Below are 25,525 nucleotides of genomic sequence, written 5' to 3' on the forward strand. Positions count from 1 at the left end.
GGTCGAATATTTTTTGAATGAAAACTTTCATATATTGACATTGTGAAAGAAAACATTCAATGTCGAAAACATGAGCGAAGGCCCCGCAGCAGGGCTTCTGCGGATCCGAACTGTCAGAGCAATTGAATGGCTCGGGACGGTAAGCCTTCGACGGACTATTTCAGCAGCACCAAACAAAAAAGGGGAATGAAATGAGGCAGAAATCGAAAATCGCAGTTCTGGCTTTCGCGCTTGGCCTGACTGGCGCCGTCGCGGCGCAGGCGGAAACCGTCAGGGTCGCCTTCTCCGCCGAACCCTATCCGCCGTTCACCTCGCTTGACGCTTCGGGCAAATGGGTCGGCTGGGAAGTCGAATTTGAGCAAGCGGTCTGCAAACAGGCCAAGCTCGACTGCGTCATCACCCCAATCGCCTGGGACGGCATCATTCCGGCGCTCACCAGCCACAAGATCGATGCGATCATGAGCTCGATGTCGATCACTGCCGAGCGCCTGAAGACGATTTCCTTCTCCGACAAATACTATAATACGCCGGCCGGCATCGTCGGCAACAAGGAAGACAAGTTCGGCGCCACTCCGGATGATCTGGCCGGCAAGGTGATCGGCGTGCAGATCTCCACCAACAATGCGGATTATGTGAAGAAGCATTTCGCCGGCAAGGCAGCCGAGATCAAGGAATACCAGACCCAGGACGAGGCCAACCAGGACCTCGCCGCCGGCCGTATCGACGCGATCCAGGCCGATACGATCGCACTCAATGCCTTCCTGAAGTCCGAAGCCGGCAAGTGCTGCGACTACAAGGGCAACGTCGCCGACGACCCCGCCGTTCTTGGGACCGGCATGGGTATCGGCCTGCGCAAGGAAGATACGGCGCTCAAAGACAAGTTCAACGCGGCGATCAAGGCGATCCGCGCCGACGGCACCTATGACGCCTTCTCCAAGAAGTATTTCGATTTCAACATCTACGGCGACTGAAAGGTTGTCGTTGCGCATGGCGACTGACGTCGCCATGCGCTCTTGGATTTTCGGTCGAAACGAGCGCCGCCGGGCAGTGCTTCCGGCGCTTGCCAATCTCCGCTTTTGGTCGGGTCTGTCGCAATGCCTGCGACGAGCATCTGCGTTGAGCGGGACGAAACGGCGGCTCGGCTTTGACCGAGGGGGGAATTCATGCAGGTCTATGACATTGCCATCATCGGCGGCGGCATTGCCGGGCTGTCGCTCGCCTACTTCCTCGGCGGCAAGCGCTCGGTGGTCGTGCTGGAGCGTGAGGATAGCCTAGGCTATCACTCGACCGGACGTTCGGCGGCGGAATTCGTGCTGCGCTACAATAGTGACGAGGTCTGCAAGCTCGCGGCGATCTCACGAAGCTTTTTCGACGCGCCTCCGGATGGCTTTACCGATATCCCGCTGCTCAAGCGTCGTGGCGGCATCATCATCTGCGAGCCCGACAAGGTCGAGCGATTGCGTGACCATTTCGCACGGGAAGTGGCTTATGCCCCGTTGCGCATGCTGTCGACGGATGAGGCGCTCGAAATGGTGCCGTTTCTTAATCCAGCCTATGTGGCGGCCGCCTACCATGATCCGGATTTCTGGGATATCGAGGTCGAAAGCCTGTTGCAGGGCTATATCAAAGGCGCCCGTCATGCAGGTGTCGATATCCTGAACCGGGCCGAAATCMTCAATGCGCGGGACATTGGCACGCACTGGCAGATCGACACGCCTGATGGCACTGTCCAGGCAAGGACGGTCGTCAATGCGGCAGGCGGCTGGGCCGATCCGGTGGCGCATTGCTTCGGCGTTCGTGCGAAAGGCGTGGTGCCGCATCGAAGAACCGCAATTCTTGTCGATCTGCCTGCCGATATCGATGCCAACCAACTGCCGGAAGTCAGCGAACTCGACGACAGCTTCTATTTCAAGCCCGATGCCGGCCGGCTGCTCGTGTCGCCATCCGATGAAACGCCCTGCGATCCGGCCGACGTGCAACCCGAGGAGATCGACATCGCCTGGGCGGCGCATCATCTCGAACAGGCGACGACGCTGTCGGTCAAGCGCGTTGCCAAGAGCTGGGCCGGCATGCGCTCCTTTGCCGCCGACCGGCTGCCGATGCTGGGCGCGGCGCCGGATCACCAGCGCTTCTTCTGGCTCGCCGGCCAAGGCGGCTACGGTATCCTCAGTTCGCCGGCGCTTGGATCACTGGCCGCCGCTTTGCTGACGGAAGGCCAAGCGCCGGAGAGTTTTAGGCAGCATGGGCTGGACCCGGCTGCATTCTCGCCGGCACGATTCTGAGATCGGGATGAAAGGTCCGGTCTGGCGGCCTTGAACCAAATGAAGCATATGCAACGTGGAACGAACCTTTGAGAGCAAAGGGAGTCATTCGTAATGCCGATCGAAAATTCCTTTAAGGGAGAATCCATGAACATCCAGCGCTTCGACCCAGGTTCCCGCATGAGCCAGGCTGTGGTCTACAACGGCTTTGTATTCCTCGCCGGCCAGGTCGCCGTTGGCGCGCCCGGCGCCTCCGTCGCCGAGCAGACCCAGAACATCCTCGACAATATCGATGCGCTGCTCGCCCGCGCCGGCTCCGACAAGACGCGGCTTCTCTCGGCCACTATCTGGTTGTCCGACATATCGACCTTCGACGAGATGAACCCGGTTTGGGAGGCCTGGCTGCCGGCGGGTCAGGCGCCGGGCCGCGCCACTGTCGAATCCAAGCTCGCTGGTCCGGAATTCACCGTCGAGATCGGTATCATCGCCGCGACCGGCGCCTGACCCAAATCAGAATCGCGGTCAGTTGCTGCCGCGATCAGGTGACCACGGCCGGCCGGTGTTTTTCGAGCAGGACAAGGCCGAGAATGCCGGCAAGCGCCATGGCGACGCCGAGCCAGGCCGTGCCTGAATAGCCCAGATAATGCGTGCCGATGGCAAAGGTCAGTGCTGTCAGCCCGCTTCCCACAAAGGTATTGATCGGATTGAACGACGTGCCAAGGCCTGGCCGGCCCGGAAATAAATCCTGGAAATAGGTCAGCGGCATTGACAGCAATGCCGCAGCGCCGGCGGCTGCGAGGGTGGTCAGGGTGTAGATCTGCCAGGGTGCGGTTGCCAGGCTGAGCGCCGCCATGAAACCGGCATAGATCAGACCGGCGATCACCAGGATCGAGAGAATATCGAGTCGTTTCAGCAGATTGGCCCACATCAGCATGAACGGGATCTCCAGAAGGGCGATCATGCCGGCAATGATACCGACATCGGCGGTCTTGCCGCCAAGTTCGACGGTGAGGATCAATGGCCAGAGCGTGCTTGCAAGCCGGATCGTGCCGGTCAACGCAGCCATGGAAACCGTCCGCGCCAGCATGACTGGCGTCGCAAGTTCACCGAGTGCAGAGAAGAAACCCGCTTGCGATTTCGGCCGGCTCCCATCGCTCGCCGGCTTTGCCAGCAGGAACACGGAGCAGAAAAAGATCGCCAGCGCGCAGATCCCGGCGACGCCCCAGGCACCGGTCATGCTCGCAGAGCCGGCAAATGCAAGGCCCATCGCCGCCGGCATGACCACCCAGGCAGCCGACATGAAGGCGCGGACCGTGGCGTTGATCTGGGCGGCATCCCGGCTAGGAAGGTCGGCCGTTTCCGCCCGAACGCTCACGAAGATCAGCGAACTGACGGACTGGAAGAGCGGGATGACGAATGCAGTCGCCGCAATGAAGACCGGCACCGAAGGGAAAAGACAGATGGCGCCGTAGCCGAGCACCCCCATCAGCGCCATGGCGATCATGATCCTGCGCCGGTCACCGATCAGGTCGGAAAGAATGCCAAGGGAGACGCTGATCGTCACCGCAGACACGGATGTGACGAAGACCAGGACCGAATAGGCCTGATCGCTCATGCCCAGTTCCCGGATCGCCGTGATCGAAAGATAGGGCAGGGTCGAGCCATAGGCGGAGCCCTGGACAAAAATCATCAGGGCGAGGAGCAGCAATTGCGGATGGGCGCGGATGTGGCGCAGGGAATGAAACATCGGAGTATGGCAGTCTATGAAGCGGATATCCGGACAGTTGGAGGACGGATGGAATCAAAGCCAGCCGCACCATGGAATGGATGCAGGCAGTTATCCGCATTCCACCTTAAGTTACAAGCCAATTGAATCGATGCGTGTCATTCCAAAACCTGCTTGGTTGATCGCATGGAACTGCGTCGGAGGCAATTGCGGGTTAGGCAGCGCTCACGTCGACCGGCCTTTGAAGACGTGTCGGGTTGGCGTCAACCACTCGGTGTCCGCTGAAAGTCGAAAATGTTCTGCGTCGCCAAGGCGGCGGCGCCGCGCGCCCAGGAGTTCGACACCCAGTCGGGGATCAATTCGGGCTTCGAGAAGAAGCAGAACCGCTCCATCGTCTCCCGGATAGGGCCAAGCAGGAGTTCTCCGAACTGCACCGCTTCGCCGCCGACGATGATCACATCGGGATCCAGCATGTTGACGACATCGGCCAGATGCCGTCCGACGCGCGAACCCGCATCCCGCAGGATGGAGATCGCCAGTTCCGATCCACTGGTCGCCGCCTCGACGAAGCCGTCACGTGAGATCGGCGCTCCCGCCAGGCGTTCCCATTCGTCGAGCATGTAAGGCTCGGCCGCGTGCGCCATCAGGCAGCCGCGCCGGCCGCACTCACATCGCCGTCCGTCCACCACCGACGTGATGTGGCCGAGTTTTCCGGCAGCACTTCTGCCGCCATGGTATATTTCACCTTTGATCACCAGCGAGCAGCCAATGCCTGCGCCGATCGCTAGCGCCGCAAAATTCTGATGATCCCTTCCTGCCCCGAACAGTTTCTGGGCAATGCCGAAGGCGTTGACGTCGTCGTCGATCCACACGGGGACTTTGACGCGCTCTGCCATGAGTTCGGCGAAGGGAAGACTTTCCCAGCCGAATCTCGGGCTCTGGATGCACGTACCCGTCACCGGATCTATCTCGCCGGGGATTGACACGCCGATACCCATGACGTCAGATTCGTTTCTGCCGGCGATGGCTAGCAAAGCGGGGATCGTGTTGGCGATCGACCCGGTGATCCCATCCGGCGTCGTGTCCGATATCGCCACGTCGATCGAGGCGAGTGCTGTGGTCGACAGATCGGTCAGGACGCAGTTGATGCTGTCCTTGTTGAGCTTGAAACCGAAGGCCAGCCGCGAACCGTAATTGATGTCGATCGGTGTCGATGGCCGCCCCTTGACATTGGCGATCGCTTCCCCCTCCTGCACCAGCGCCTCGTCCATCAATTCTGCGACGACGAAGGTGACAGCCGCCGGACTCAAGCCGGTCAGCGCAGTGATGTCGGCGCGCGACATCGGTCCGTCACGACGGAGATGGTTGAGGACCATTCGGCGGTTCAGCGCCCGCGACATGGTGGCATTGATCTTCATGGCTGTCTGCGCCTTTATTTTTTTTGTTAAAATAAATATTGTCCAATTGCCGAAAGTAAGCTAGGTTGGCTTCGTTGGCAATTGAGGAGTGTGCCGCGGCTCGATATTTCATCGCTGCATCGCGGTAGCGAACAATCACATCGGATTTCGGCGGAGATCGCACGGGAGAGGCCTGTGCGACGGCGGCGAAGCTTTGTCTGGAGGAGACTTTCATGAATGATTTGACGACATTGCTCATGAGGGCGGCGCCGTCGCGCCGTCAATTCATCCTGGGTGCGGGGACGGTGCTCGCGGGCGCCGCGCTTGGCGCGCCTGCGATCGCGCAGTCCAAGGAGATAACGATCATCTCCAATATTGGCGACGCCGGACAGCGCGGCGTGCTGCAGAAGATCGCCGACGGCTTCTCCAAGGAGAGCGGCATCAAGGTCACGATCAACAATATGGATCACGAGGCGCACAAGACGGCGATCCGCAGCTATCTCGTCGTCGGCGCGCCGGATGTCTGCTTCTGGTTCTCGGGCAACCGCATGAAGGCCTTCGTCAAGCGCGGCCTGTTCGACGACATTTCCGACCTGTTCGCCAAGGAAGACTATAAGAAGGTCCTCGGCCCGGCGACGGGCGCGGTCACGGTGGACGGCAAGCAATACGGCCTGCCGCTCGCGGGCCTTCTCTGGGGCATGTTCTATCGCAAGGACGTGTTCGCCGACAAGGGCTGGACGGCGCCCAAGACTGTCGATGAACTCTTCGCACTTGGCGAGAAGGCGAAGTCGGCGGGCATGGTGCCGGTCAGCATCGGCACCAAGGAAATGTGGCCGGCCGCCGGATGGTTCGACCATATGAATCTCAGGATCAACGGCCTCGACAAGCACATCCAGCTGATGGACGGCAAGATGGCCTATACCGACCCGGCCCTGAAACCCGTCTTCGACAAATGGGAAGAGATGATCAAGGGTGGGCTGTTCAGCCCGAACCACACCTCATCGGGCTGGGAACAGGCCGCGGCCGCGCTCGCCCAGAAGAAGGCGGCGATGATGGATCTCGGTGGCTTCATCAAGTATGGCTTCCCGCCTGACCAGGTGAACCAGATCGCCTTTGCGCCTTTCCCCGAAATCGTGCCCGGCATGGCCCGTTACGAGGACTTCGCCCTCAATTCCGTCCATGTCCCCGCCAATGCGAAGAACAAGCAGGGCGCCCGTGACTTCCTGGCCTATTTCTACAAGCCGGAAAATCTCGGTGCCTTCGTCGAAGCCGAAAGCGGCGTGCCGCCGCGCAGCGACTGCCCGCCGAGCAATGACCCGTTGGTCAACGCTGCGGTCGAATCGCTGAAGACCGTCGCGGGTTCGGCGCAATATTACGACCGCGACACCGATCCGGACATGGCGCAAGAGGGTCTGAAGGGTTTCCAGGAATTCATGGTCAAGCCGGAACGCCGCGACCAGATTCTCCAACGCCTCGAAGGAACGCGCAAGCGCATCTTCAAGGCCTAAGGTCGGCAGCGGTCGCGATTCTCCCTAACGCACCGCATTTCGGGCGGGCATGTGTCCGATATCACGTGCCCGCCTGGAGCTCCAGAATAGTCGCATAGCGGAAAGACCCTCTCTGGCCTGCCGGCCATCTCCCCCACAAGGGGGGAGAAGACTCGCGGCACGCTCTCTGCCTCAATTGGCGCGAAGATGGCGCGGCAAGCTAAGTCTCTCCCCCCACAAGGGGGAGGGGCTAACCCGGCCTTACCGCGGAGGCCTTAATTGGGTCGAGGCGGTTCCACGAGTCTTCTCCCCCCTTGTGGGGGAGATGGCCGGCAGGCCAGAGAGGGTCTTTTTTTCGCATGCGATTACCCCTCGAAACCCGGCTTTGACCCCGGTCCCTGTTTAAAAAACTCAGAGGTGTCTGACATGTCAGGACTATGGCGACGCCACAGGCATTGGATCGCCCCAACGCTGTTCATCATGCCGGGAGCCGTGCTTTTCGGTGTCGTGATCATCATCGCCTCCATCCAGACGATCTGGGTGTCGTTCTTCGATTGGGACGGTGTCGGCGTCAAGCAATGGGTGGGGTTCGCCAACTATGCCGAGCTGTTCGGCGATCCCCAGTTCTATGTGTCGCTCAAGAACAATGTCATCTGGCTGGCGATGTTCATGCTGGCGCCGCCGATCGGGCTGGCCCTGGCGCTGCTGCTCAACCAGCCGATCCGCGGCATGCGGGTGCTGAAATCGCTGTTCTTCGTGCCGCTGGTCCTGGCGTCGGTCACGGTCGGCGTCGTCTTCACCTGGTTCTATGATCCGACCTTCGGCTTGCTGTCGCTGATCTTCGTCCAGTTCGGAGCCACGGCGCCCGCGCTGCTGTCCGACGAGCACCTCGTCACCTTTGCCGTCGTCATCGCGGCGCTGTGGCCACAGATCGCCTTCTGCCTCGTCCTCTTCCTTGCCGGGTTGAACAATCTCAGCGACGACCTGATCGGGGCCGGCCGCGTCGATGGCGCACGCGGCTTCCATATGCTCTGGCACATCATCCTGCCGCAATTGCGCGAGGTGAGCTTCATCGCGCTTGCCGTCACCGTCATCGGCGCTCTGCGTTCGTTCGACATGGTGGCGGTGATGACCACGGGCGGGCCGTTCGGCTCCTCCGAGGTGCTTGCCTACCAGATGTATGAGCAATCCATCTTCTCATACCGCTTTGGCTATGGCGCGGCCATCGCGACGGTACTTTTCGTGATCATGGCGGCGTTCATCGCCTGGTATCTGCGCACGCTGCTCAAACCGGAAGAGGAGGGCGTCTGATGTATCCCCGTCCCATTGCCGAAGACGCGCCGCTCAGGCGTACTCTCTATGTCAGCCTTGTCGCCCTCGTTCTGATCCTCTGGCTGGTGCCGCTGATCGCCGTCATGGCGACCTCCATGCGCTCCTTCGAGGAAGTGATGGCGGGCAATTACTGGGGCTGGCCGAAGAGTTTTCACTTCATCGAAAACTACACCGCGGTGTTCAAGCAGACTGCCATGGCGCATTATTTCCTCAACAGCCTGATCATCACCGCGCCGTCGGTGATCGGCGTGCTGGTGCTCTCGACGCTGACGGGCTATGTGCTCTCCCGCTACCGGTTTCGCGGTGCGAATCTGATCTTTGCCCTTTTCGTCGGCGGCAATTTCCTTCCGGCCCAGATCATGATGATCCCGGTGCGCGATCTCATGGTGTCGCTCAATCTCTACGACACCTATTACGCCTTGATCATCTTCCACGTCGCCTTCCAGACGGGGTTCGCGACGCTGTTTATGCGCAACTTCATTGCAGCGCTTCCCGACGAGCTCTTCCAGGCGGCGCGGGCGGAAGGAGCATCGCCATGGCAGACGCTCATCCACGTCGTGGTGCCGTTGGTGCGTCCGGCCCTGGCGGCGCTCGCCATCCTCACCTTCACCTTCGTCTGGAACGACTATTTCTGGGCGATCGTGCTGACGCAGAGCGACGCGGTCAAGCCGGTGACGGCCGGATTGAGCAATCTCCGTGGCGAGTGGGTATCCTCGTGGAACCTGGTGGCCGCGGCCACGATCATGGTCGCGATCCCGCCCGTCGTCATGTTTTTCCTCATGCAACGCCACTTCATCGCCGGCCTGACGGTCGGTGCGGTGAAGGGCTGACACCAATCGAAGGATCGCTTCCATGGCCAGCGTAGAAATCAAGGGCGTGCAGAAACATTATGGCGGCTTCCATGCGCTGAGGGATATCGACCTCAGCATCGGCGAAGGCGAGTTCGTCGTCATGGTCGGACCGTCGGGCTGCGGCAAGTCCACGTTGCTCAAGACGATTGCGGGTCTTGAGACCGTCTCGTCCGGCCAATTGTTCATCAAAGGCCGGGATGTCACCAAGCTGGAGCCGGGCGAGCGCGGCATTGCCATGGTGTTCCAGTCCTATGCGCTGTATCCGCACATGACGGTGGCCGAGAATATGGGCTTCGGCCTCAGGATGGCCCGGCGTCCGAAGGCGGAAATCGATGCTGCCGTGGCGCGTGCGGCCCGTATCCTCCGGCTGGAAGAGCAGCTCGACAAGAAGCCGAAGCAGATGTCGGGTGGGCAACGGCAGCGCGTCGCCATCGGCCGCGCGATCACCCGGTCGCCCGATGTTTTCCTGTTCGACGAGCCGCTGTCGAACCTCGACGCGGCGCTCCGCACCCAGATGCGTGTCGAACTGGCGACGTTGCATGCCCAGCTTGGCTCGACGATGATCTATGTCACTCATGATCAGGTCGAGGCGATGACCATGGCGAGCCGCATCGTCGTGCTCAACAAGGGCCGGATCGAGCAAGTGGGTGCGCCGCTGGACCTTTACGGCAATCCGATCAATCTTTTCGTCGCCGGCTTTCTCGGTGCGCCGCGGATGAATTTCGTGGCCGGCAAGGTGGTCGCGGCAGACGACCGATCGGCGAAGATCGATTGCGCCGGCGGCCTGGCGGTCGAGTTCAACACATTGGCGGAGCCCGTGAAGGTTGGCGATGTGGTGACCGTCGGCGTGCGCCCGGAAAAGCTGCGCATCGATGACCAAACGGCGGCCTTGTCGTTTTCGGCAGAGGTCCGTCTCACGGAATATCTCGGCCGCGAGACGATCGTCTATGCCGATGCCGGTGATCTCGTCACCACCGGATCCGACAGCGGCACCGGCGCTTTCACGGTGCAGATCGGCGACATAAGGCCATTCGCGCCGAGCGCCAAAATCACGGTCGGCTTCGATCCGCGCGACGCCTATCTCTTCGCGGCCGACGGCCGCACCGTCACTCCTCCCAAGCCTTCCGCGAAAACCTGAACAAGGACAAGTGAAATGAATCGCACCACACCAGCGCCGTTATCGGTCTGGCGCACCCTGAATATTGACACCTTCCTGATCGGCGCGCCGCATTACCCCGAACATGTCGACGAAAGCTATTGGCAGCGCGATGCCGAGCGGATGGCGGCTGCCGGCTTCAACACTATCCGCCTCGGTGAGTTTGCCTGGCATATCATGGAACCCCGCGAAGGCACGTTCGACTTCTCGCTTTTCGACAGGGCGATCGAGGTGCTGGGCGCCCATGGCATCAAGACCATCTTCTGCACGCCGACCGCGACGCCGCCGCGCTGGCTGACATCGACCTATCCCGAAGTGCTGCGCGTTGACCAGAGTGGCCGCACCGCCAGCCATGGCTCCCGCCAGCATGCCGACACCAACAGCCCGGTTTTCCGGATGCACAGCCGGCGCATCACCCAGGCGCTGGCCGATCATTACAGGGGTAATCCCGACGTCATCGGCTGGCAGACCGACAACGAACTCAACACGACCGTCTCGACCTCCTATTCGGAGGCCACGGAACGCGAATTCCGCCGCTACCTGCGCGACAGATACAAGGACATCGCCGCGCTGAACTTCGCCTGGGGCGGAAATTTCTGGGCGACCGCCTATGACGATTTCGACCAGATCACCGCGCCGCGGCAACACAATCCGGGCTTTCCGTCCCCCGGGCATGTCCAGGACTATCACCGTTTCCTGGCGCATGCGACGGCTGCCTTCCAGCACGATCAGGTCGAAATCCTCCGCGCCGCCAATCCGGATTGGTTCATCTTCCACAATCTGGGCCGGCTCGAAGACATCGATTTCCGCGGTCAGTTCGGGCAGGACCTCGATTTTCTCGGTTTCGACATCTATCCGATGCTCTATGACGAGATGCGCCGCACCGGCGGGCATGCTGCGACGCAGGCACTGCATCTCGATGTCTGCCGCGCCTATAGCGGCAATTTCATCGTGCCCGAGCAGGCGTCGGGCTTCGGCAGCCAGCCCGGTTTCTCGACGATGACGCCGGAGCCGGGCGAAATGCGGCGCATGGCGATGAGCTCGGTGGCCCGCGGTGCCGACGGGCTGATGTTCTTCCGCTGGCGCCCGGCGCATTACGGTGCGGAAATCTATTGGATGGGCATCATCGACCATGATGACGTGCCGCGCCGCCGGTACAAGGAAGCGGCGGAATTCGCCTCCGACATTGCCAGGATAAAGAACGATCTTCTGGGCACGACGGTACGCATGGACGTGGCCATCGCCGGCGCCGATTTCGACAACCAGGAGGCCTACAAGACCTATCCGATCGGGTTGCCGAGCCCGTTTGAAGACGCGGTGCACCTGCATCGCTATTGCTATTCGAACGGCATCGCCTGTGGATTCATCCATCCCGAAGACGATCTTTCCCGGATCAAGCTGCTCTATGTGCCCCATTGGGTGATGTGGAAGCCAGAATGGGATGCCAAGGTCGAGGAATTCGTCAACAATGGCGGCACGGTCGTGTTTGGTGCGATGACCGCGACGCGGGACGCCAACAACCACATTCCGACGGTCCAGGCACCCGTTGGCGCGCTGTCGAAACTGTGCGGCGTGCGTGTCGAGGAATTCGGCCGCGTGACTGAGCCGGGTGCGGGCGGCCTTTTCGGGCTGCAAGGCACCGAATTCGGCATGCACAATCCGGCGACGCAGCTGCTATCCAGTTCCGCCGCCCGTCGCTACAAATTCGTGCTCGGCAACCGTGAGCATGATGCGGCGCATCTCTACGAGATCCTCGATATCGATGCCGATGTCGAAACCCTGGGCAAGTGGAGCAGCCGCTTCGCCGCCGGCCGGGCGATGGTCACCAGCCGCAAATCCGGCAAGGGTCATGCCGTCTACATGGGAACATATCTGACGGCATCACTGGTCGAGGGACTGGCCGATCAATTGTTCGGACGCGCCGGCATTGCACCGCTGGTCGCCGATCTTCCGGAGGCGGTGGAAGTGACCGTACGGGAAGCCGCGGACCGCAAGCTGATGTTCGTTCTCAACACCGATGAAGCGCCAGTCACCGTGACATCGCTGCCTGCGGGGATCGACATGCTCACAGGCGATAATGTGCGTTCTCATTTGACCCTGGCACCGCATGGTTGCGCGGTCATTCGGTTCTGAGGCGAGCGCACTATGCGTACACGATCGGCTGCTGCAGACTGCTGGCAGCCGATTGACGATCGCCTCTACCTCCGCGCGGTAGCCTCTTACTGCCCCTTTGTCGAAGGAAGTGTTACAGGTCTTCAAAACCTGCAAACTGACGAGGCAAGCCAATGGCAAAGATGATCCATTCGATGATCCGGGTGCTCGACGAGCGGCGATCGGTCGATTTTTACCGCCAGGCCTTCGATCTTGCGGTTGCAGATCGGCTGGATTTCGAGACGTTCACGCTCATCTATCTCAGCAACCAAAATACTCCGTTCGAGCTTGAGCTGACGGTCAACAAGGGCCGGACCGAACCCTATACGCTCGGCGACGGCTACGGACATCTTGCCCTCTCCGTTGACGATGTCGATGCCGAGCACGCGCGGCTCGCGTCGCTCGGGCTCAATCCCGGCAAGCTCATCGACTTCAACCACGATGGCAAGAAGCTGGCGCGGTTCTTCTTCATCAGCGATCCGGATGGTTACAAGATCGAAGTGTTAAAGCGTAGCGGCCGCTATCTTTAGGACGGGCGAGGGTCCCGCTACCGGCTTGGCTCGACATGCTTATAGACCGTCGTTCGGGAAAGGCCGAGGTCGCGGGCGGTCCGCGAAATGTTCTCGCCGGTCTTGCGATAGACGGCACGGATCTCCTGGCATTTGGCCCGGCTGAGCGGCCGGCTTCGGCATTCCTCACAGCAGTCGCGCGCAAGATCGGCCACCGGTCCGGCCTCGTCGAAACAGCCTTCGTCGATATAGTCTGCACGCCTGCGCACCAGCGCCCGCTGCAGCACGGTCTTGAGCTCGCGGATATTGCCCGGCCAGGGCCGGCGCGAAAGTGCGGTGATTGCCGCGTCGGTCACCGGCGTGCCGGGCGCCATCCTGTCCATCAGGTGGCGGACGACGCTGCCGAAATCGCTGCGTGCGCGCAGAGGCGGCAGGCGGATGAGAAAGCTGTTGAGGCGATAATAGAGATCGGCGCGGAACTGTCGCTGCGCCACCATATCTTCGAGGTCGCGGTTGGTGGCGGAGACGATCTGTATGTCCACTTTCTGTGCCTTTTGTCCGCCGACAGCACGGATTTCCATGCTGTCGAGGAACCTGAGAAGCGAGGTCTGCGCTGCGAGCGGGATATCGGCGACCTCGTCGAGGAAGAGCGTGCCGTGATCAGCGGCGCGCGCCAGTCCCGGCGAGCCCTCGGCGCGCGCATTGGTGAAGGCGCCGCGTTCGTGGCCGAAGATTTCCGCGATGAACAGTTCTTCCGGCACGGCGCCGCAATTGACGGCGACGAATTCGCCCTTGCGACCGCTCAGCCGGTGGACATGCCGTGCCATCAGCTCCTTGCCGGTGCCGGTTTCGCCGCAGATATGCACGGGCATGCAAAGCGCGGCCGCCTCGGCGAGATCGACAAGCGAGCGCTTGATCTGGGAATCGTCGGCGACGAAGTCCGGCGCATCCTCTCGCTGGAGCAGCGTCGGCATTGCGGGCGAGGGGCGTTTCGCCATCGCCGTCTGGCGGGCGCCGATCTGCCGGCAGACCATGAAGACGCCGCTGCCCGCCCGGTCGCGCAGGCGGATGACGCCGCCGTTCAGGAGCCCGTCAATGGCCGTGCCGAAGCCTGCCTCGAACAGGCTGTCGAACGGATGGCCCGGCGTCGCGGCCAGTCCGGAAAGCAGCGCTTTGCCCGGCCGGTTGATCGAAAGTACCTCGCCTTCGAGCGAAACGGAGATCAGCCCGGCCGAGAGCGTATCGAGATATTCGGCGCGCGGATGGAAGGCGAAGACGAAGCTCTTGGCGCTATCCTGGTAGATCAGGCCGTTCTCGATCTGGGCGGCGGCCATCCGCACCAGCGCATGCGTGTGCTCCTGCCGCGCCTCATGGGCTGAGGAGGCATCGAGCAGGCCGAGGATTTCGCCGGCGGAATTGAAGATCGGCGCCGCCATGCAGCTCAGATGCCCGTGGCAGGCGAAATAATGCTCGCGGCCGTAGATCGCCACCGGCGCGCCGATCATGCCAGCCAGGCCCAGCGCATTGGTGCCGCGCTCGCTCTCGTTCCACATGCTGCCGGGAATGATCGACCGGCCGGCCTCGCTGTCGGCAAATTGCTGGTCGCTGATCGTATCGAGCACGATGCCGTCGGCGTCGCCAAGTGCGATCATGAAATTCGAGCCGGCGATCTGCGAATAGAGCAGCTGCATCTCGGCGAGCGCCAATAGCCGCATCGCCGCATTGGCCTCGCGCCTTCGCTTGACATCGGCAAAGGCGATGACGCTGTGGCGCGGGCGGCCGCGTGGGTCGAGATTGGCGTCGCGGCAACGCTGCCAGCTGTCGGCGACGAGCGGCTGCAGGGCGCCGACGGGAAACCGCTCGCCCCGTTCCAGCGCGGTGCGGGCGCGGTCCATTCCGGAAAGATGCTGCATGTCTCCTCCTCAGGCATCCATTGCAACAGGCTAGCAGCCGCGGGAGACGGCGCAATAGACAGAAACTGGACAGTGCCGCTGTCCACTTCGTTCAGGCACTGGACGGCGCCAAGATCGCGAACATCCATCATGCCTCTGATAATGCTCGGTATTTTCAGATGGCATGGCGCTTGCTGCCTTCCTCTCGACGGGCGCAGATCCCGGCAATGGAGGAGAGCAAACATGAAAGCGCAAGTGTTGACCAAATATGACGACAACCTGAAGGCCGACCAATGGGTCTCGCTGCAGGAGGTCGCCGATCCCAGAATCACCAAATCCACCGATGTCATTGTCCGGATCGGCGGCGCAGGGGTTTGCCGCACCGACCTGCACATTATCGAAGGCGTCTGGCGGCCGCATATGGACCCGGATGGCAATGCGCTGCTGCCGCTGATCATGGGCCATGAAAATGCCGGCTGGGTCGAGGCGATCGGCAAGGAGGTCGAGGGCATCAAGGTCGGCGATCCCGTCATTGTCCATCCGAAGATTTCGGGCGGCACCTGCCTTGCCTGCCGGCGCGGCTTCGACATGCACGGTCCTGGCAAGTTCCCCGGCCTCGACTGCAATGGCGGTTACTCCGAATATCTCTGCACCTCCGAGCGCAATATCGTGGCGCTGCCAAAGACGCTGGCGCCCAAGGAGGTCGCGCCCTATGCCGATGCCGGGCTGACCGCCTATCGCGCCGTCAAGAAGGCGACGCGGCAGCTGTTGCCAGGCGAGAGCTGCGTCGTCATCGGCGCCGGCGGCCTGGGCCACATCGCCATCCAGTGCCTGAAGGCCATGTGCGCGGCCGACGTGATCGTCGTCGACAAGTCGGATGCATCGTTGGAACTCGCCGGCAAGATCGGCGCCGACAAGCTGGTCAAGGCCGATGGCAACGAGGTCGAGGCCGTGCTGCAACTGACCGGCGGCCAGGGGGCCGAGGCCGTTATCGATTTCGTCGGCGAAAAGGGCACGACGACCAAGGGTCTCGCGATGACGCGGCCGATGGGGAGCTACTATGTCGTCGGCTATGGCGAGGAGATTCGTGTGCCGACCGTCGACATGGTGATCAGCGAGAAAAATATCATCGGCAACCTCGTCGGCACATGGGCTGAGCTGGTCGAACTGATGGCGCTCGCCGACCGCGGCCTCGTCGACCTGACGACGGTGGAATACCGCCTCGCTGACGCCAACCAGGCGCTCAAGGACCTCGCCAACGGCAAGATCCATGGCCGTGCGGTGCTCATCCCCTGAGTGGTCGCCCGGCCACGCGCCGCGCGGCCGACAATGCCGCTGAGCTCCCCGTGACAGCGTTTCGCGGGGAGCATTTTTCGCAAGCAAGATTTCGCGGGAGGAGAAGCAATGATGTGCAGGGTATTGACGGGTCAAAGTCCACAGCGGTTCCACAAGGTTAGCCGCTCGGTCAGGATATCGGGGCACTCCACCAGCGTCCGCCTGGAGGCGGCGTTCTGGCAGGTGCTGGAAGATATCGCACGAATGGAGGGGCTTTCGACCTCCAAATTGATATCGAAACTCTATTCCGAGGCGTTGGAATTGCATGGCGGTATGTCCAATCTCGCTTCCATGCTTCGGACGGTCTGTCTGCTCTATCAGGAGGAGCGCGGGCAGCACGCTGCCGCACCGCGCCTCGCCTGAAAGCGGACAGGCCCCGGTAGCGGCGCGGAGGGCCGTTGCCGGCCCGCCGACAGATACTTTGTCGTCAGTTGGTCTTCCTGCTGCCGGTGGCACGGCCTTCGGCAATCCAGCGGGCGCCGAGCACCAGCGCACCCATGCTGAATTCCTTGCCATGCACGGCCACCATCTCTTCGGAGAGCTTGGCGATCTTCTCGAAGAAAGCGTCCTTGCTCTTCTCTTCGGCGTTGAGTTCTGTCTGCATCTGTTCCTCCATGGTCAACACATTGATGCTATTTGAAGATTTCATCRGGCAAGGTGACGATCGCCGCACTGCCGAGTGCGTCGCCAATTGCCAGGTGCCGGCCATCCGCCGACCATTTTAGCGCGGTCACCGGCCCGCCACCCTCGCGGATGATCAGTTCCGCAGGTGAGCCGATCGGCGCGACCACGACCCGGCCGTTGACATAGCCCGCAGCCGCCATTTTTCGCTGCGGATGGGCGGCGACTGCGGCCACCAGCACGAACCCAGCCTTACCGGTCGCCAGCGCACCGCGTGCTCCTTCGGAAAGCGGCGCTGCCGCCATCGTCCATCCGGCGATCCGATAGGCGCCGCTGGCGAGAAGTGCGTTGGCGGCATTGCTCCAATCGACCTGGCCGACCGGCCCGGGAAAATCGGAGAATGTCGCGGTATCGCCGGTTGCGGCGTTGAGCAGGCAGAGCCCACCTTGCTCCAACCCGCAAGCCAGCCAGGTTCCATCGGGGCTCCATTCAAGCGAAAGTGGCTGGGTGGAGAGTGTGCGTTCTGAGATCGGTTCGTTTGGTTGGGTGGCCGACCGAATGCTCAGCCAGCCGTCGCCGGCCAGGGCCAGGAGTGCGCCATCCCCGGATATGGACAGGATGTCGACTGTCCGGCCGCCGAGATTCAGTTCCGTGATCGGTCCGGTTTCTCCGGGCTGGAGCCGCAGATGATCTCTCACGACGGCGGCGGTCATCCCCGTCCGGTGGCAATGGGTGAAGGCGGAAATCGGGCTCTGGTCGGCAAGCAGCTTGCCGGCAATCTCACCACCGCGGTTGAGGCGCAGCAATTCGCCTTTGGCGGTCAGCGCCACGAAGCCGCCTTGCGCGTCGGCCGAAAGGCGTGTCGCCTCCTGCAGACGGGTGTTGATCAGCGGCGACGGCTTGCCCTCGCGTGGGCGGATCGTCGTCTGGCCGTTGTCGACGGCAATGCGTGCCTCCGGCGGCTCGTTGTCGGCGAGGCGGGCGAGCGCCACTGTGCCGTCGGCCGCCGCTATCGCCAGCAAGGTCGCATCGGCATTGAAGCACAGCTGGCTGACCGAGGCCCGGCGCTGCCATTGGCGCGCCAGGAGATCGAACAGGGTCAGGTTCGGCATTGTCTGCTGGTTCATCTCATCCTCCCTTTGCCGCCTCGATCTCCCGGTCGAGTGCGGCGACATCCTCTTCCGCCGCTTCGATCTCCCCGGCGCAATCGACCAGGGCGTGTCGCATCGCTTCGGCGCTCTCCTCCACCTCATGCAATTCCTGCACCAGTTGCCGGTCGGCAGGATTGCGGGCGGTTTCCAGCTCGATCCGCAAGACCTCCATTTCGGCGCCGGCAATCGCCTGCGTCAGCTTCAGCGCCTTGGCATTCAGCGCCGAGACGACGGCGATGCTTCCGGCACGCCGGCGGATGAGGTCGAAGGCTTTCTCGTCGCGAGTGGCCATGACGGCGCTCTCCTTTTCGTTCTCCGGCGGCATCACCGTTCGCGGCCTTCCGGCGATTTCCAGGCGTCCAGCACCACGGGCAGTTCCGGCAGCTGGCTCCTGAACTGGTTTTCGGCCATGCCGACATAGCTGCGCAGCTGGTCCCAGATATCCACCCGGATCAGGGTGTCGCCGGTCAGTTGCTCCATTTCCTCGACGCGGAACTGCCGGGAAAGGGAGACGCCGGAAAACACGAAATCGCGCAGCATCAGCGCATGCTTTTCGGCAAAGGCATGGATCATCGGATGCGTCTCCGGCGTCACGCCGGTCATGGCCAGCTCATCAAGGATGAAGCGCTGGAAATGGCTCTGCATCAGATGCTGGCTCTCGCCGATGAACCGCATGACAAAGACGAGGTCACGCTGCATCAACCCGGCAAGCTGGGTCGTGACATCGCTGCTGGGCGCGCCCGAAGGCCTGAAATTGCCGTTGCTGCCACTCATAGTGCCTCGCAAATCAAAAGAATATCCGGTTTGGCGGAGCTGAAATCATAATTAAAGAATAGAATTATGTCCATAAATGTTTATTTCTATATGACGATTATATAAGAGCGTGTAGAAAAATATAGATAACGTTACGTTTGTAAATTACGATTGTAAAATAACGTTACACTCAATGTAATTTCCGAAAATACTAAACGCCGAAAGCGCTGTATTTCTGAACTGGCACGGCCTTTGCATCGTCTATCGCATAACAAGCCATCGCGTTCACAGCGACGCTAGAAGAACGAAGGAGTGGGGGAGCGGTTCGCACGCATCCGGTCGAGGAGGCCGGACATCCCCAGAGACCTTTGCCGTGATCCACTTGAATGGCCGGACCGCTGGGTCGCGCCTTGGCGCATCCCTTTGGCCCAGCCGTTCCAACTTTCGCTCGCGGCGCCCGGTGCGCCGTTCCGGCCGGGGCCAGAGGGGCCCGCGGCTCAAACACAGTGGAGGCTGATGACGATGTCGTCTTTGACACTTAACAAGATCACCTCGCAGCGCGGTATTTCCGTCGGCGAGGCAACCAAGAAGATTTCCGACCTTGGTTGGAATCCGACCTATGTCCAGGAAGCGATGACGTTTCCGACCGACTACAAGATCAGCAAGGCGCCGCGCGATCCGATGAAGCAGGTGCTGCGCTCCTATTTCCCCATGCAGGAAGAAAAGGACAACCGCGTCTATGGCGCGCTGGATGCGGCTTTGCGCGGCGACATGTTCCGCAATGTCGAGCCGCGCTGGGTCGAGTGGATGAAGCTCTTCCTGGCGATCATTCCTTTCCCGGAAATCTCGGCCGCCCGCTCGATGGCTATGGTCGCCCGGCTGGCGCCCGGCGAAGACCTGCGCACTGGTTTCACCATGCAGATGGTCGACGAGTTCCGCCACTCGACGATCCAGATGAACCTGAAGAAATGGTACATGGAGAATTATATCGATCCGGCGGGCTTCGACATTACCGAGGAAGCCTTCGGCAAATGTTACGCCACGACGATCGGTCGCCAGTTCGGCGAGGGTTTCATCACTGGCGATACGATGACGGCGGCCTGCATGTACCTGACCGTGGTTGCCGAAACCGCTTTCACCAACACGCTGTTCGTCGCTATGCCGTCGGAAGCGGCGCGTAATGGCGACTATGCGCTGCCGACTGTGTTCCTGTCGGTGCAGTCGGATGAAAGCCGCCATATCGGCAACGGCCATTCGCTGCTGATGGCCGCTCTCAAGGAGCCGGAAAACCATCTGCTGCTCGAGCGCGACCTGCGCTACGCCTTCTGGCAGAACCATGCGATCGTCGATGCCGCCATCGGCACCTTCATCGAATACGGCACCACCAACCGTGACAAGAACAAGGAATCCTATGCGGAAATGTGGCACCGCTGGATTTTCGAGGATTACTACCGCACCTACATGCTGCCGCTGGAAAAATACGGCATCAAGGTCCATCACGACGACGTGCATGAAGCCTGGAACCGCATCACCAAGAAGCACTATGTCCACAAGGTGGCGCAGTTCTTCGCGGTCGGCTGGCCGGTCAACTTCTGGCGCATCGAGGCCCAGCGCGAGGCGGACTTCGAATGGTTCGAGCAGAAATATCCGGGCTGGTACGCCCAATTCGGCGACTTCTGGAAATGGTATGACAAGCTCAGCCATCGCGGCGAGAAGATCATCACCTTCAACGAAGACGTCGGCTATGTCTATCCGCACCGTTGCTGGAGCTGCCTCGTCCCCTGCCTGATCCGCGAGGATATCGTCGTCGACGAGATCGACGGCAAGCTGCACACCTTCGCCCACGAACTCGACCGCTGGACCGCTGTCGAGGCCTTCTCGGACGAATATCAGGGCCGCCCGACACCGGCTATGGGCCGCTTCAGCGGCAAGCGCGAGTGGGAAACCGTCTATCACGGCTGGGATCTCGCCGATGCCATCAAGGACCTGAACTTCGTCCGCTCCGACGGCAAGACGCTGGTGCCGCAGCCGCATCTGCGCTTCGACGGCAAGGACATGTGGACGCTGGACGACGTGCGCGGCCACACCCTGATGTCGCCGCTGCAGATCCTGCGCGACATGTCGCCGGCCGATCGCGAAAAGCACCTCGCCGAATACCGCGCGGGCTTCACCATCACGCCGTTCCACTGAAACAACGATCCGCGGAGGCCGGCTCAGGCCTCCGCGACTTCAAGGGAAGAGGGCCGTTCCTTCCGGGGAGCGTGCAGGAATTGGGAGATTCCATAGATGGCTGAAGCTCAAAAAGCGCATCAGGAGGCGCACAAGGTGCGGCTCGAGCCGGTCGGCGTCGAATTCGAGGTCGAGCATGGTGAGACGGTGCTGAATGCCGCGTTTCGCCAAGGCATCGCCCTGCCGCATGGCTGCAAGGAAGGCCAGTGTTCGGCCTGCAAATGCGTATTGCTCGACGGCGAAGTCGATATGCTGAAATATTCGACATTCGCGCTCAACGACATGGAAAAGGAAAGCGGGCACATCCTGCTGTGCCGCTCGATCGCCTATTCCGACATGGAAGTGGAGCTCCTCAACTATGATGAAGAGCTTCTGGCCAAGGCGATCGCCGTCAAGACTTACAAGGGCCGCATCTCGCAGATCGAGAAGCTGACCCATGACATCCGCGGCATCGAAATCGAACTCGGCTCCCCGATAAAGTTCTGGGCGGGACAGTATGTCGACATCACGGTCACAACGGAAGAAGGGGAGACGATTACGCGCTCGTTCTCCATGGCAAATACGCCGAGCGAAACCCAGAAACTCTCCTTCATCATCAAGAAATACCCACAAGGAAAGTTCTCCGGCGAACTCGATTCCGGAGGCATCCGGGTCGGAGCCGAGGTCAGCGTCGTCGGACCCTACGGAACCTGTTTTCGACGGGAAGACCGGCATGGACCATTAGTGCTCGTCGGCGCGGGATCGGGGATGTCGCCCGTCTGGTCGATCCTCAATGACCACCTTCTCAGCGGCGAGCAGCGGCCCGTCTATTTCTTCTATGGCGCCAGGACAGAGGATGATCTCTTCCATCTCGACAAGATCGAGGACCTGGTCGGCCGCTATCCGGACGTCACCTTCATCCCCGTGCTTTCGCACGCTCCGGAGGATGGCGGCTGGACCGGCGAGCGCGGCTTTGTCCACCAGGCGGTCGACGCCAAGCTGAAGGAGCTGGCGGTGGATGGCGAGGGCGATGTCTATGCCTGCGGCCCGCCGCCGATGATCGATGCGCTGCAGCCGGTGCTGTTCATGAACGGCTTTGAAGCCGAGCGCATTTTCTTCGACAAATTCACCACTTCGTCCGGGGGAGGAACTCCGGGTCATTAGATCGCCCCGCGCCAAGGCGCGGACAAGGCGATCGGTAAACGGGAAGTCGGAGTGTCGTGCATTTCCATGAACCACGACAGTCCGGAGCTGGACGAAGAACGGACAGCATCAAGGCAACTGCAACAAGGGAGTGAGAACTATGCCTGCAATATCGAGTTCAGTCGGGTCGGGTGCGGCAGGAGCGGCAATCTTTGCCGATTCCGAAAGCCGGCGGTATCGCTATTTCGATCCGAAAGGCCAGCGCGCCACCCACTACGAGGACGTCACCGTCGACGTCCAGCCGGATCCGGAACGCTATCTGATCCAGAACTGGATCATCTCTTTCGCCAATGGCAAGGGCGCCTATGTCAAGGACAACACCGCCGCCAAAAGCTCCAACTGGCATGCCTTCCGGGCGCCCGACCAGGAGTGGGAACGCACGCACTACCAGCGCCAGTCCAAGATCGAGACCATGGTGCAGAGCGTGATCGGCAATGCCCGCCGCGCCGGCGCACCGAAGGCGTTCGACAAGGTGTGGATCAAGATCCTGCAGGCCCATCTCGGGGCGTGGAAGCATGCGGAATTCGGCCTCGGCACCTCGCTGATGCAGGCGCAGCGCTACGGCTATACGCAGATGATCAACAACGCGACGCTCACCAATTCGTCCTACAAGCTGCGCCTCGCCCAGGACATCACGCTTTATCTGGCCGAGATCGGCATGGATATCGCCGGCTGGGACGACACGCTCGGCAAGAAGCACTGGCTCGAGGATGGCGTCTGGCAGGGCACGCGCGAGGCCATCGAGACGATCATGGGAACGTCGGATTATCTCGAACAGTATTTCGCCATCAACATCCTGTTCGAGCCTCTGGTTGGCGAACTGTTCCGCTCGGGCTTCCTGATGCAGGCGGCGGCCGCAAACCACGACTTCATCACCCCGCCGGTGATCTCGGCAGCCGAAGCCGATTACGAGCGCAATCTCGCCAACACGATCGACCTCATCTACACGCTGGCGAACGATCACGCCTATGGCGAGGCCAACCGCAAGCTCTTCCAGGGCTGGATCGCCAAGCATGGCGCGCTGGCCGACAAGGCCGCCCTCGGCCTGCAGCCGATCTGGTCGATGCCCCATTCCAAGCCGGTGTCCTTCTCCGACGTCTATGCCCAGTCCGGCGAACGGGTGAGCAAAATCCTCGGCGAACTCGGCCTGAACAGATAATCGAAGGAGCTTTCAACATGTCAACAGTAGCACGCGACGCATCGCACGATAACATCTTCAAGTCGATGAAGGACATCACCTTCGAGCAGACGATCTCGCACCAGTGCGGGGTCACCATGAACGATTCGGTCGAGGCGCGCGCCATCGCAGAGTTCATGAGCAAGAAGCCCGGCGTCACCGTCACCTAGGCGATGATCCGCATCGACGGCAACGGCAAGCTGATCTTCCGCATGGACGAGATCAGCGATTATCTCGGCCGCGAGATGACCGCCGAAATCTTCGAGGTCAACACATCCACGCATTACGGCCGCATGGTCCGCATCGATGACAACGAGGTGATCCTGTTCGGCGATATGGACGAAGTCTTCGAATACATCTGACCGTTCGGCAGGGTGGCGCGCCGCATCCGTGGCGCGCCGGACATTCAAATCATTGCAGCGGAGGCAACCATGTATATCACACCGGAAGGCAAGGAAATTTTCGTCGTCGACGGCCATACCCATTTCTGGGACGGCAGCCCGGAAAACCAGCGCAACATCCACGGCAAGCAATTCGTCGAGTGTTTCTACGCCTATCACACCGCGCTTAGCCCAAAGGAACAGCTCTGGGAAAAGAGCAAGTTCRAAAAGTACAGCGCCGACGACCTCTACCGGGACCTGTTCATCGACGGCCCGGACGACGTGGCGATCGTGCAATCGACCTATCTCAAGGATTTTTACAAGAACGGCTTCAACACGATCGAGCGCAATGCCGAGGTTGCCAAGCGCTATCCGGAACGCTTCATCGTCAACGGTTCCTTCGATCCGCGCGACGGCGAAAAGGCGCTCGAATATATCCACTTCATGAAGGAGACCTACGACATCAAGGGCGTGAAGATGTACACGGCCGAATGGAACGGGGCTTCGAAAGGCTGGAAGCTCAACGATCCCGAGGCCTACAAGTGCTTCGAGCTCTGCGAAAAACTGGGCATCAAGAACATCCACGTCCACAAGGGCCCGACGATCATCCCGCTGAACAAGGATGCCTTCGACGTCCATGATGTCGATTATGCCGCGACCGACTTCCAGAACCTCAACTGGATCATCGAACATTGCGGCTTGCCGCGGCTCGACGATTTCTGTTGGATCGCGGTGCAGGAGACCAATGTCTATGGCGGTCTTGCCGTGGCGCTGCCCTTCATCCATTCGCGGCCGCGCTATTTCGCCGAGGTGATTTCCGAACTGCTCTTCTGGTGCGGGCCGGACAAGATCCTGTTTGGATCCGACTATGCGATCTGGACGCCGCGCTGGCTGGTGGAAAAATTCTGGGCTTTCGAACTGCCCGAGGACATCGCCAAGGAGCGCGGCGTGCAGCTGACGCCGGAGATCAAGGAAAAGATCCTCGGTCTCAACGCTGCGCGGCTCTACGACATCGACGTCGCGGCGAAGAAGGCGGCGCTTGCCTCGTCGCCGTTCAGCATCGCTGCGGAGTGAGCGACATGACCTCCCTCGCTCTGTCAGAAAGCCGCCAGGGGGAACTCTGGCGGCGCCTCGAAGCGGTCAACGATCCCGAGCTCGACGAGCCGATCACGGAAATGGGTTTCGTCGAGCGCGCTGAAATCGCCGCCGATGGTAGCGTCAAAGTCGGGTTTCGCCTGCCGACCTATTGGTGCTCGCCAAACTTCGCCTTCCTGATGCTTGACGATATAAGGGCGGCGCTCGACGGACTTTCATGGTCGCCGGCCTATCAGGTGGTGTTGCACGACCATATGTTCGCCGATGAAGTGAACAAGGGCATTTCGGAGGGCAGGAGCTTCGCCGAGATCTTTGGTTCACTTGCGGAAGACACCGATCTCGAAGGGCTGAGGGAGAAATTCCGGCTGAAGGCGTTCAAGCGGCGGCAGGAGACAGTGATCTTGGATCTCAAGGCAATGGGGATGGCTGGCACTGAGATTGTCCTGGTGACGCTCGGCATGTTCGATGCCATCGCCGCCGACAGCGAGCAGTTTGGCAAGCACCAGGCCCGTTATCGTCAGGCGCTCCTGCAACGCTTCGCCGGGCTTAGCGCAAACGATGCCGTCATCGTTGACTACGACGGTGGGCGGATCACTCGCGAGGCCTTGCCGGCTCATCTTGCCGATCTTCGCAGCGTTCGCATCAACATGGAGTTCAACGGCGCGCTGTGCCGGGGGCTCAAGCATACGCGCTACAAGGAAGTCGAAGTCGTCGACGGCGAACCGACGCTGGTCGATTTCATCATGAACCGGGTGCCCGCGCCTGACGCACACTCGTTGTCGGCCAGTAACTGAAACCAGCGGCCTTCCAGCATAAGGCCCCAAATCAACAAACCGCCCG

The 25,525-nt window shown here is 61.1% G+C and carries 24 protein-coding genes and 1 pseudogene; 17 read left to right on the forward strand and 8 right to left on the reverse strand.

The window, feature by feature from the left end:
- Window positions 1-191 precede the first annotated feature (191 nt).
- The 3 genes from AC1DYF_RS03970 to AC1DYF_RS03980 all read left to right on the forward strand — a co-directional run bounded on the left by AC1DYF_RS03970 (window position 192) and on the right by AC1DYF_RS03980 (window position 2,765).
- Window positions 192-971: a transporter substrate-binding domain-containing protein gene (locus tag AC1DYF_RS03970; RefSeq protein ID WP_477875372.1), complete on the forward strand. Its 780-nt coding sequence runs from the start codon at window positions 192-194 to the stop codon at window positions 969-971.
- Between the two features lie 192 nt (window positions 972-1,163).
- Entirely contained in the window at window positions 1,164-2,282 is a 1,119-nt protein-coding gene (locus AC1DYF_RS03975; RefSeq protein WP_477875373.1) for an NAD(P)/FAD-dependent oxidoreductase, read from the forward strand.
- Window positions 2,283-2,408: 126 nt separating this feature from the next.
- Window positions 2,409-2,765 carry a RidA family protein gene (locus tag AC1DYF_RS03980; RefSeq protein WP_477875374.1) on the forward strand — a complete coding sequence of 119 codons (357 nt, stop codon included), beginning with the start codon at window positions 2,409-2,411 and terminating at the stop codon, window positions 2,763-2,765.
- A gap of 34 nt (window positions 2,766-2,799) precedes the next feature.
- On the opposite strand, the gene AC1DYF_RS03985 is transcribed toward AC1DYF_RS03980, so the two are convergent.
- The 3 genes from AC1DYF_RS03985 to AC1DYF_RS03995 form a co-directional block, all read right to left on the reverse strand.
- Window positions 2,800-4,008: an MFS transporter gene (locus AC1DYF_RS03985; RefSeq protein ID WP_477875375.1), complete on the reverse strand. Its 1,209-nt coding sequence runs from the start codon at window positions 4,006-4,008 to the stop codon at window positions 2,800-2,802.
- A gap of 242 nt (window positions 4,009-4,250) precedes the next feature.
- Window positions 4,251-5,405, reverse strand: a complete 1,155-nt coding sequence (locus AC1DYF_RS03990; RefSeq protein ID WP_477875376.1) for an ROK family protein — start codon at window positions 5,403-5,405, stop codon at window positions 4,251-4,253.
- Entirely contained in the window at window positions 5,338-5,643 is a 306-nt protein-coding gene (locus AC1DYF_RS03995) for a hypothetical protein (RefSeq protein WP_477875377.1), read from the reverse strand. The genes AC1DYF_RS03990 and AC1DYF_RS03995 overlap by 68 nt, the downstream gene beginning before the upstream one ends.
- On the opposite strand from AC1DYF_RS03995, the gene AC1DYF_RS04000 reads away from it, so the two are divergent.
- The 6 genes from AC1DYF_RS04000 to AC1DYF_RS04025 all read left to right on the forward strand — a co-directional run bounded on the left by AC1DYF_RS04000 (window position 5,618) and on the right by AC1DYF_RS04025 (window position 12,891).
- Window positions 5,618-6,892: an ABC transporter substrate-binding protein gene (locus AC1DYF_RS04000; protein WP_477875378.1), complete on the forward strand. Its 1,275-nt coding sequence runs from the start codon at window positions 5,618-5,620 to the stop codon at window positions 6,890-6,892. The two genes, AC1DYF_RS03995 and AC1DYF_RS04000, sit on opposite strands and share 26 nt — an antisense overlap.
- Window positions 6,893-7,297: 405 nt before the next feature.
- Window positions 7,298-8,182, forward strand: coding sequence for a carbohydrate ABC transporter permease (locus tag AC1DYF_RS04005; protein WP_477875379.1), 885 nt, complete (start codon window positions 7,298-7,300; stop codon window positions 8,180-8,182).
- Entirely contained in the window at window positions 8,182-9,033 is an 852-nt protein-coding gene (locus tag AC1DYF_RS04010) for a carbohydrate ABC transporter permease (RefSeq protein WP_477875380.1), read from the forward strand. Before AC1DYF_RS04005 ends, AC1DYF_RS04010 begins: the two co-directional genes overlap by 1 nt.
- Window positions 9,034-9,055: 22 nt before the next feature.
- Entirely contained in the window at window positions 9,056-10,192 is a 1,137-nt protein-coding gene (locus AC1DYF_RS04015; protein WP_477875381.1) for an ABC transporter ATP-binding protein, read from the forward strand.
- 15 nt (window positions 10,193-10,207) lie between these two features.
- On the forward strand, window positions 10,208-12,343 hold the full coding sequence (locus AC1DYF_RS04020) for a beta-galactosidase (protein WP_477875382.1): 2,136 nt from the start codon (window positions 10,208-10,210) through the stop codon (window positions 12,341-12,343).
- A 152-nt stretch (window positions 12,344-12,495) separates the two neighbouring features.
- Window positions 12,496-12,891, forward strand: a complete 396-nt coding sequence (locus AC1DYF_RS04025; RefSeq protein WP_477875383.1) for a VOC family protein — start codon at window positions 12,496-12,498, stop codon at window positions 12,889-12,891.
- Between the two features lie 17 nt (window positions 12,892-12,908).
- Here the strand turns inward: AC1DYF_RS04025 and AC1DYF_RS04030 are convergent, their stop codons facing one another.
- Window positions 12,909-14,783 (reverse strand): sigma-54-dependent Fis family transcriptional regulator, encoded by a 1,875-nt coding sequence (locus AC1DYF_RS04030; protein ID WP_477875384.1) that lies wholly within the window; start codon window positions 14,781-14,783, stop codon window positions 12,909-12,911.
- 222 nt (window positions 14,784-15,005) lie between these two features.
- Between AC1DYF_RS04030 and AC1DYF_RS04035 the strand changes: the two genes are divergently transcribed.
- Together AC1DYF_RS04035 and AC1DYF_RS04040 are read left to right on the forward strand one after the other, a co-directional pair.
- A complete protein-coding gene (locus AC1DYF_RS04035) occupies window positions 15,006-16,058 on the forward strand; it encodes an NAD(P)-dependent alcohol dehydrogenase (RefSeq protein ID WP_477875385.1) in 1,053 nt (350 codons plus the stop codon).
- 108 nt (window positions 16,059-16,166) lie between these two features.
- Window positions 16,167-16,460 carry a ribbon-helix-helix domain-containing protein gene (locus tag AC1DYF_RS04040; protein ID WP_477875386.1) on the forward strand — a complete coding sequence of 98 codons (294 nt, stop codon included), beginning with the start codon at window positions 16,167-16,169 and terminating at the stop codon, window positions 16,458-16,460.
- Window positions 16,461-16,524: 64 nt separating this feature from the next.
- Here the strand turns inward: AC1DYF_RS04040 and AC1DYF_RS04045 are convergent, their stop codons facing one another.
- The 4 genes from AC1DYF_RS04045 to AC1DYF_RS04060 are packed head-to-tail and all read right to left on the reverse strand — an operon-like array spanning window position 16,525 to window position 18,643.
- A complete protein-coding gene (locus AC1DYF_RS04045) occupies window positions 16,525-16,701 on the reverse strand; it encodes a hypothetical protein (RefSeq protein ID WP_477875387.1) in 177 nt (58 codons plus the stop codon).
- A 28-nt stretch (window positions 16,702-16,729) separates the two neighbouring features.
- A complete protein-coding gene (locus AC1DYF_RS04050) occupies window positions 16,730-17,845 on the reverse strand; it encodes a WD40 repeat domain-containing protein (RefSeq protein ID WP_477875388.1) in 1,116 nt (371 codons plus the stop codon).
- Between the two features lies 1 nt (window position 17,846).
- A complete protein-coding gene (locus AC1DYF_RS04055) occupies window positions 17,847-18,161 on the reverse strand; it encodes a hypothetical protein (protein ID WP_477875389.1) in 315 nt (104 codons plus the stop codon).
- A gap of 32 nt (window positions 18,162-18,193) precedes the next feature.
- Window positions 18,194-18,643, reverse strand: coding sequence for a hypothetical protein (locus AC1DYF_RS04060; RefSeq protein ID WP_477875390.1), 450 nt, complete (start codon window positions 18,641-18,643; stop codon window positions 18,194-18,196).
- Window positions 18,644-19,138: 495 nt separating this feature from the next.
- Between AC1DYF_RS04060 and AC1DYF_RS04065 the strand changes: the two genes are divergently transcribed.
- The 6 genes and pseudogenes from AC1DYF_RS04065 to AC1DYF_RS04090 all read left to right on the forward strand — a co-directional run bounded on the left by AC1DYF_RS04065 (window position 19,139) and on the right by AC1DYF_RS04090 (window position 25,479).
- Window positions 19,139-20,812, forward strand: coding sequence for an aromatic/alkene/methane monooxygenase hydroxylase/oxygenase subunit alpha (locus tag AC1DYF_RS04065; RefSeq protein WP_477875391.1), 1,674 nt, complete (start codon window positions 19,139-19,141; stop codon window positions 20,810-20,812).
- Between the two features lie 96 nt (window positions 20,813-20,908).
- Complete coding sequence (locus tag AC1DYF_RS04070) at window positions 20,909-21,994, forward strand: 2Fe-2S iron-sulfur cluster-binding protein (RefSeq protein WP_477875392.1); 1,086 nt, start codon at window positions 20,909-20,911, stop codon at window positions 21,992-21,994.
- A 139-nt stretch (window positions 21,995-22,133) separates the two neighbouring features.
- A complete protein-coding gene (locus AC1DYF_RS04075; protein WP_477875393.1) occupies window positions 22,134-23,192 on the forward strand; it encodes an aromatic/alkene monooxygenase hydroxylase subunit beta in 1,059 nt (352 codons plus the stop codon).
- Between the two features lie 17 nt (window positions 23,193-23,209).
- A pseudogene (locus tag AC1DYF_RS04080) lies at window positions 23,210-23,572 on the forward strand (MmoB/DmpM family protein).
- Window positions 23,573-23,641: 69 nt separating this feature from the next.
- On the forward strand, window positions 23,642-24,664 hold the full coding sequence (locus tag AC1DYF_RS04085; RefSeq protein WP_477875394.1) for an amidohydrolase family protein: 1,023 nt from the start codon (window positions 23,642-23,644) through the stop codon (window positions 24,662-24,664).
- A 5-nt stretch (window positions 24,665-24,669) separates the two neighbouring features.
- Window positions 24,670-25,479 (forward strand): iron-sulfur cluster assembly protein, encoded by an 810-nt coding sequence (locus AC1DYF_RS04090; RefSeq protein WP_477875395.1) that lies wholly within the window; start codon window positions 24,670-24,672, stop codon window positions 25,477-25,479.
- Window positions 25,480-25,525: the final 46 nt, after the last annotated feature.

The sequence above is a fragment of the Rhizobium sp. P2_G9 genome (assembly GCF_056403475.1).

Excerpts from the sequence above, each read along its gene's own strand:
- AC1DYF_RS04035 (WP_477875385.1), top strand. The coding sequence starts at position 15,006 with ATGAAAGCGCAAGTGTTGACCAAATATGACGACAACCTGAAGGCCGAC.
- AC1DYF_RS04025 (WP_477875383.1), top strand. The coding sequence starts at position 12,496 with ATGGCAAAGATGATCCATTCGATGATCCGGGTGCTCGACGAGCGGCGA.
- AC1DYF_RS04000 (WP_477875378.1), top strand. The coding sequence starts at position 5,618 with ATGAATGATTTGACGACATTGCTCATGAGGGCGGCGCCGTCGCGCCGT.
- AC1DYF_RS04055 (WP_477875389.1), bottom strand. The coding sequence starts at position 18,161 with ATGGCCACTCGCGACGAGAAAGCCTTCGACCTCATCCGCCGGCGTGCC.
- AC1DYF_RS04040 (WP_477875386.1), top strand. The coding sequence starts at position 16,167 with ATGATGTGCAGGGTATTGACGGGTCAAAGTCCACAGCGGTTCCACAAG.
- AC1DYF_RS04030 (WP_477875384.1), bottom strand. The coding sequence starts at position 14,783 with ATGCAGCATCTTTCCGGAATGGACCGCGCCCGCACCGCGCTGGAACGG.
- AC1DYF_RS04045 (WP_477875387.1), bottom strand. The coding sequence starts at position 16,701 with ATGCAGACAGAACTCAACGCCGAAGAGAAGAGCAAGGACGCTTTCTTC.
- AC1DYF_RS04010 (WP_477875380.1), top strand. The coding sequence starts at position 8,182 with ATGTATCCCCGTCCCATTGCCGAAGACGCGCCGCTCAGGCGTACTCTC.
- AC1DYF_RS04065 (WP_477875391.1), top strand. The coding sequence starts at position 19,139 with ATGACGATGTCGTCTTTGACACTTAACAAGATCACCTCGCAGCGCGGT.
- AC1DYF_RS04020 (WP_477875382.1), top strand. The coding sequence starts at position 10,208 with ATGAATCGCACCACACCAGCGCCGTTATCGGTCTGGCGCACCCTGAAT.
- AC1DYF_RS04090 (WP_477875395.1), top strand. The coding sequence starts at position 24,670 with ATGACCTCCCTCGCTCTGTCAGAAAGCCGCCAGGGGGAACTCTGGCGG.
- AC1DYF_RS03990 (WP_477875376.1), bottom strand. The coding sequence starts at position 5,405 with ATGAAGATCAATGCCACCATGTCGCGGGCGCTGAACCGCCGAATGGTC.
- AC1DYF_RS03995 (WP_477875377.1), bottom strand. The coding sequence starts at position 5,643 with ATGAGCAATGTCGTCAAATCATTCATGAAAGTCTCCTCCAGACAAAGC.
- AC1DYF_RS03985 (WP_477875375.1), bottom strand. The coding sequence starts at position 4,008 with ATGTTTCATTCCCTGCGCCACATCCGCGCCCATCCGCAATTGCTGCTC.
- AC1DYF_RS04070 (WP_477875392.1), top strand. The coding sequence starts at position 20,909 with ATGGCTGAAGCTCAAAAAGCGCATCAGGAGGCGCACAAGGTGCGGCTC.
- AC1DYF_RS03980 (WP_477875374.1), top strand. The coding sequence starts at position 2,409 with ATGAACATCCAGCGCTTCGACCCAGGTTCCCGCATGAGCCAGGCTGTG.
- AC1DYF_RS04015 (WP_477875381.1), top strand. The coding sequence starts at position 9,056 with ATGGCCAGCGTAGAAATCAAGGGCGTGCAGAAACATTATGGCGGCTTC.
- AC1DYF_RS03970 (WP_477875372.1), top strand. The coding sequence starts at position 192 with ATGAGGCAGAAATCGAAAATCGCAGTTCTGGCTTTCGCGCTTGGCCTG.
- AC1DYF_RS04075 (WP_477875393.1), top strand. The coding sequence starts at position 22,134 with ATGCCTGCAATATCGAGTTCAGTCGGGTCGGGTGCGGCAGGAGCGGCA.
- AC1DYF_RS04005 (WP_477875379.1), top strand. The coding sequence starts at position 7,298 with ATGTCAGGACTATGGCGACGCCACAGGCATTGGATCGCCCCAACGCTG.
- AC1DYF_RS04060 (WP_477875390.1), bottom strand. The coding sequence starts at position 18,643 with ATGAGTGGCAGCAACGGCAATTTCAGGCCTTCGGGCGCGCCCAGCAGC.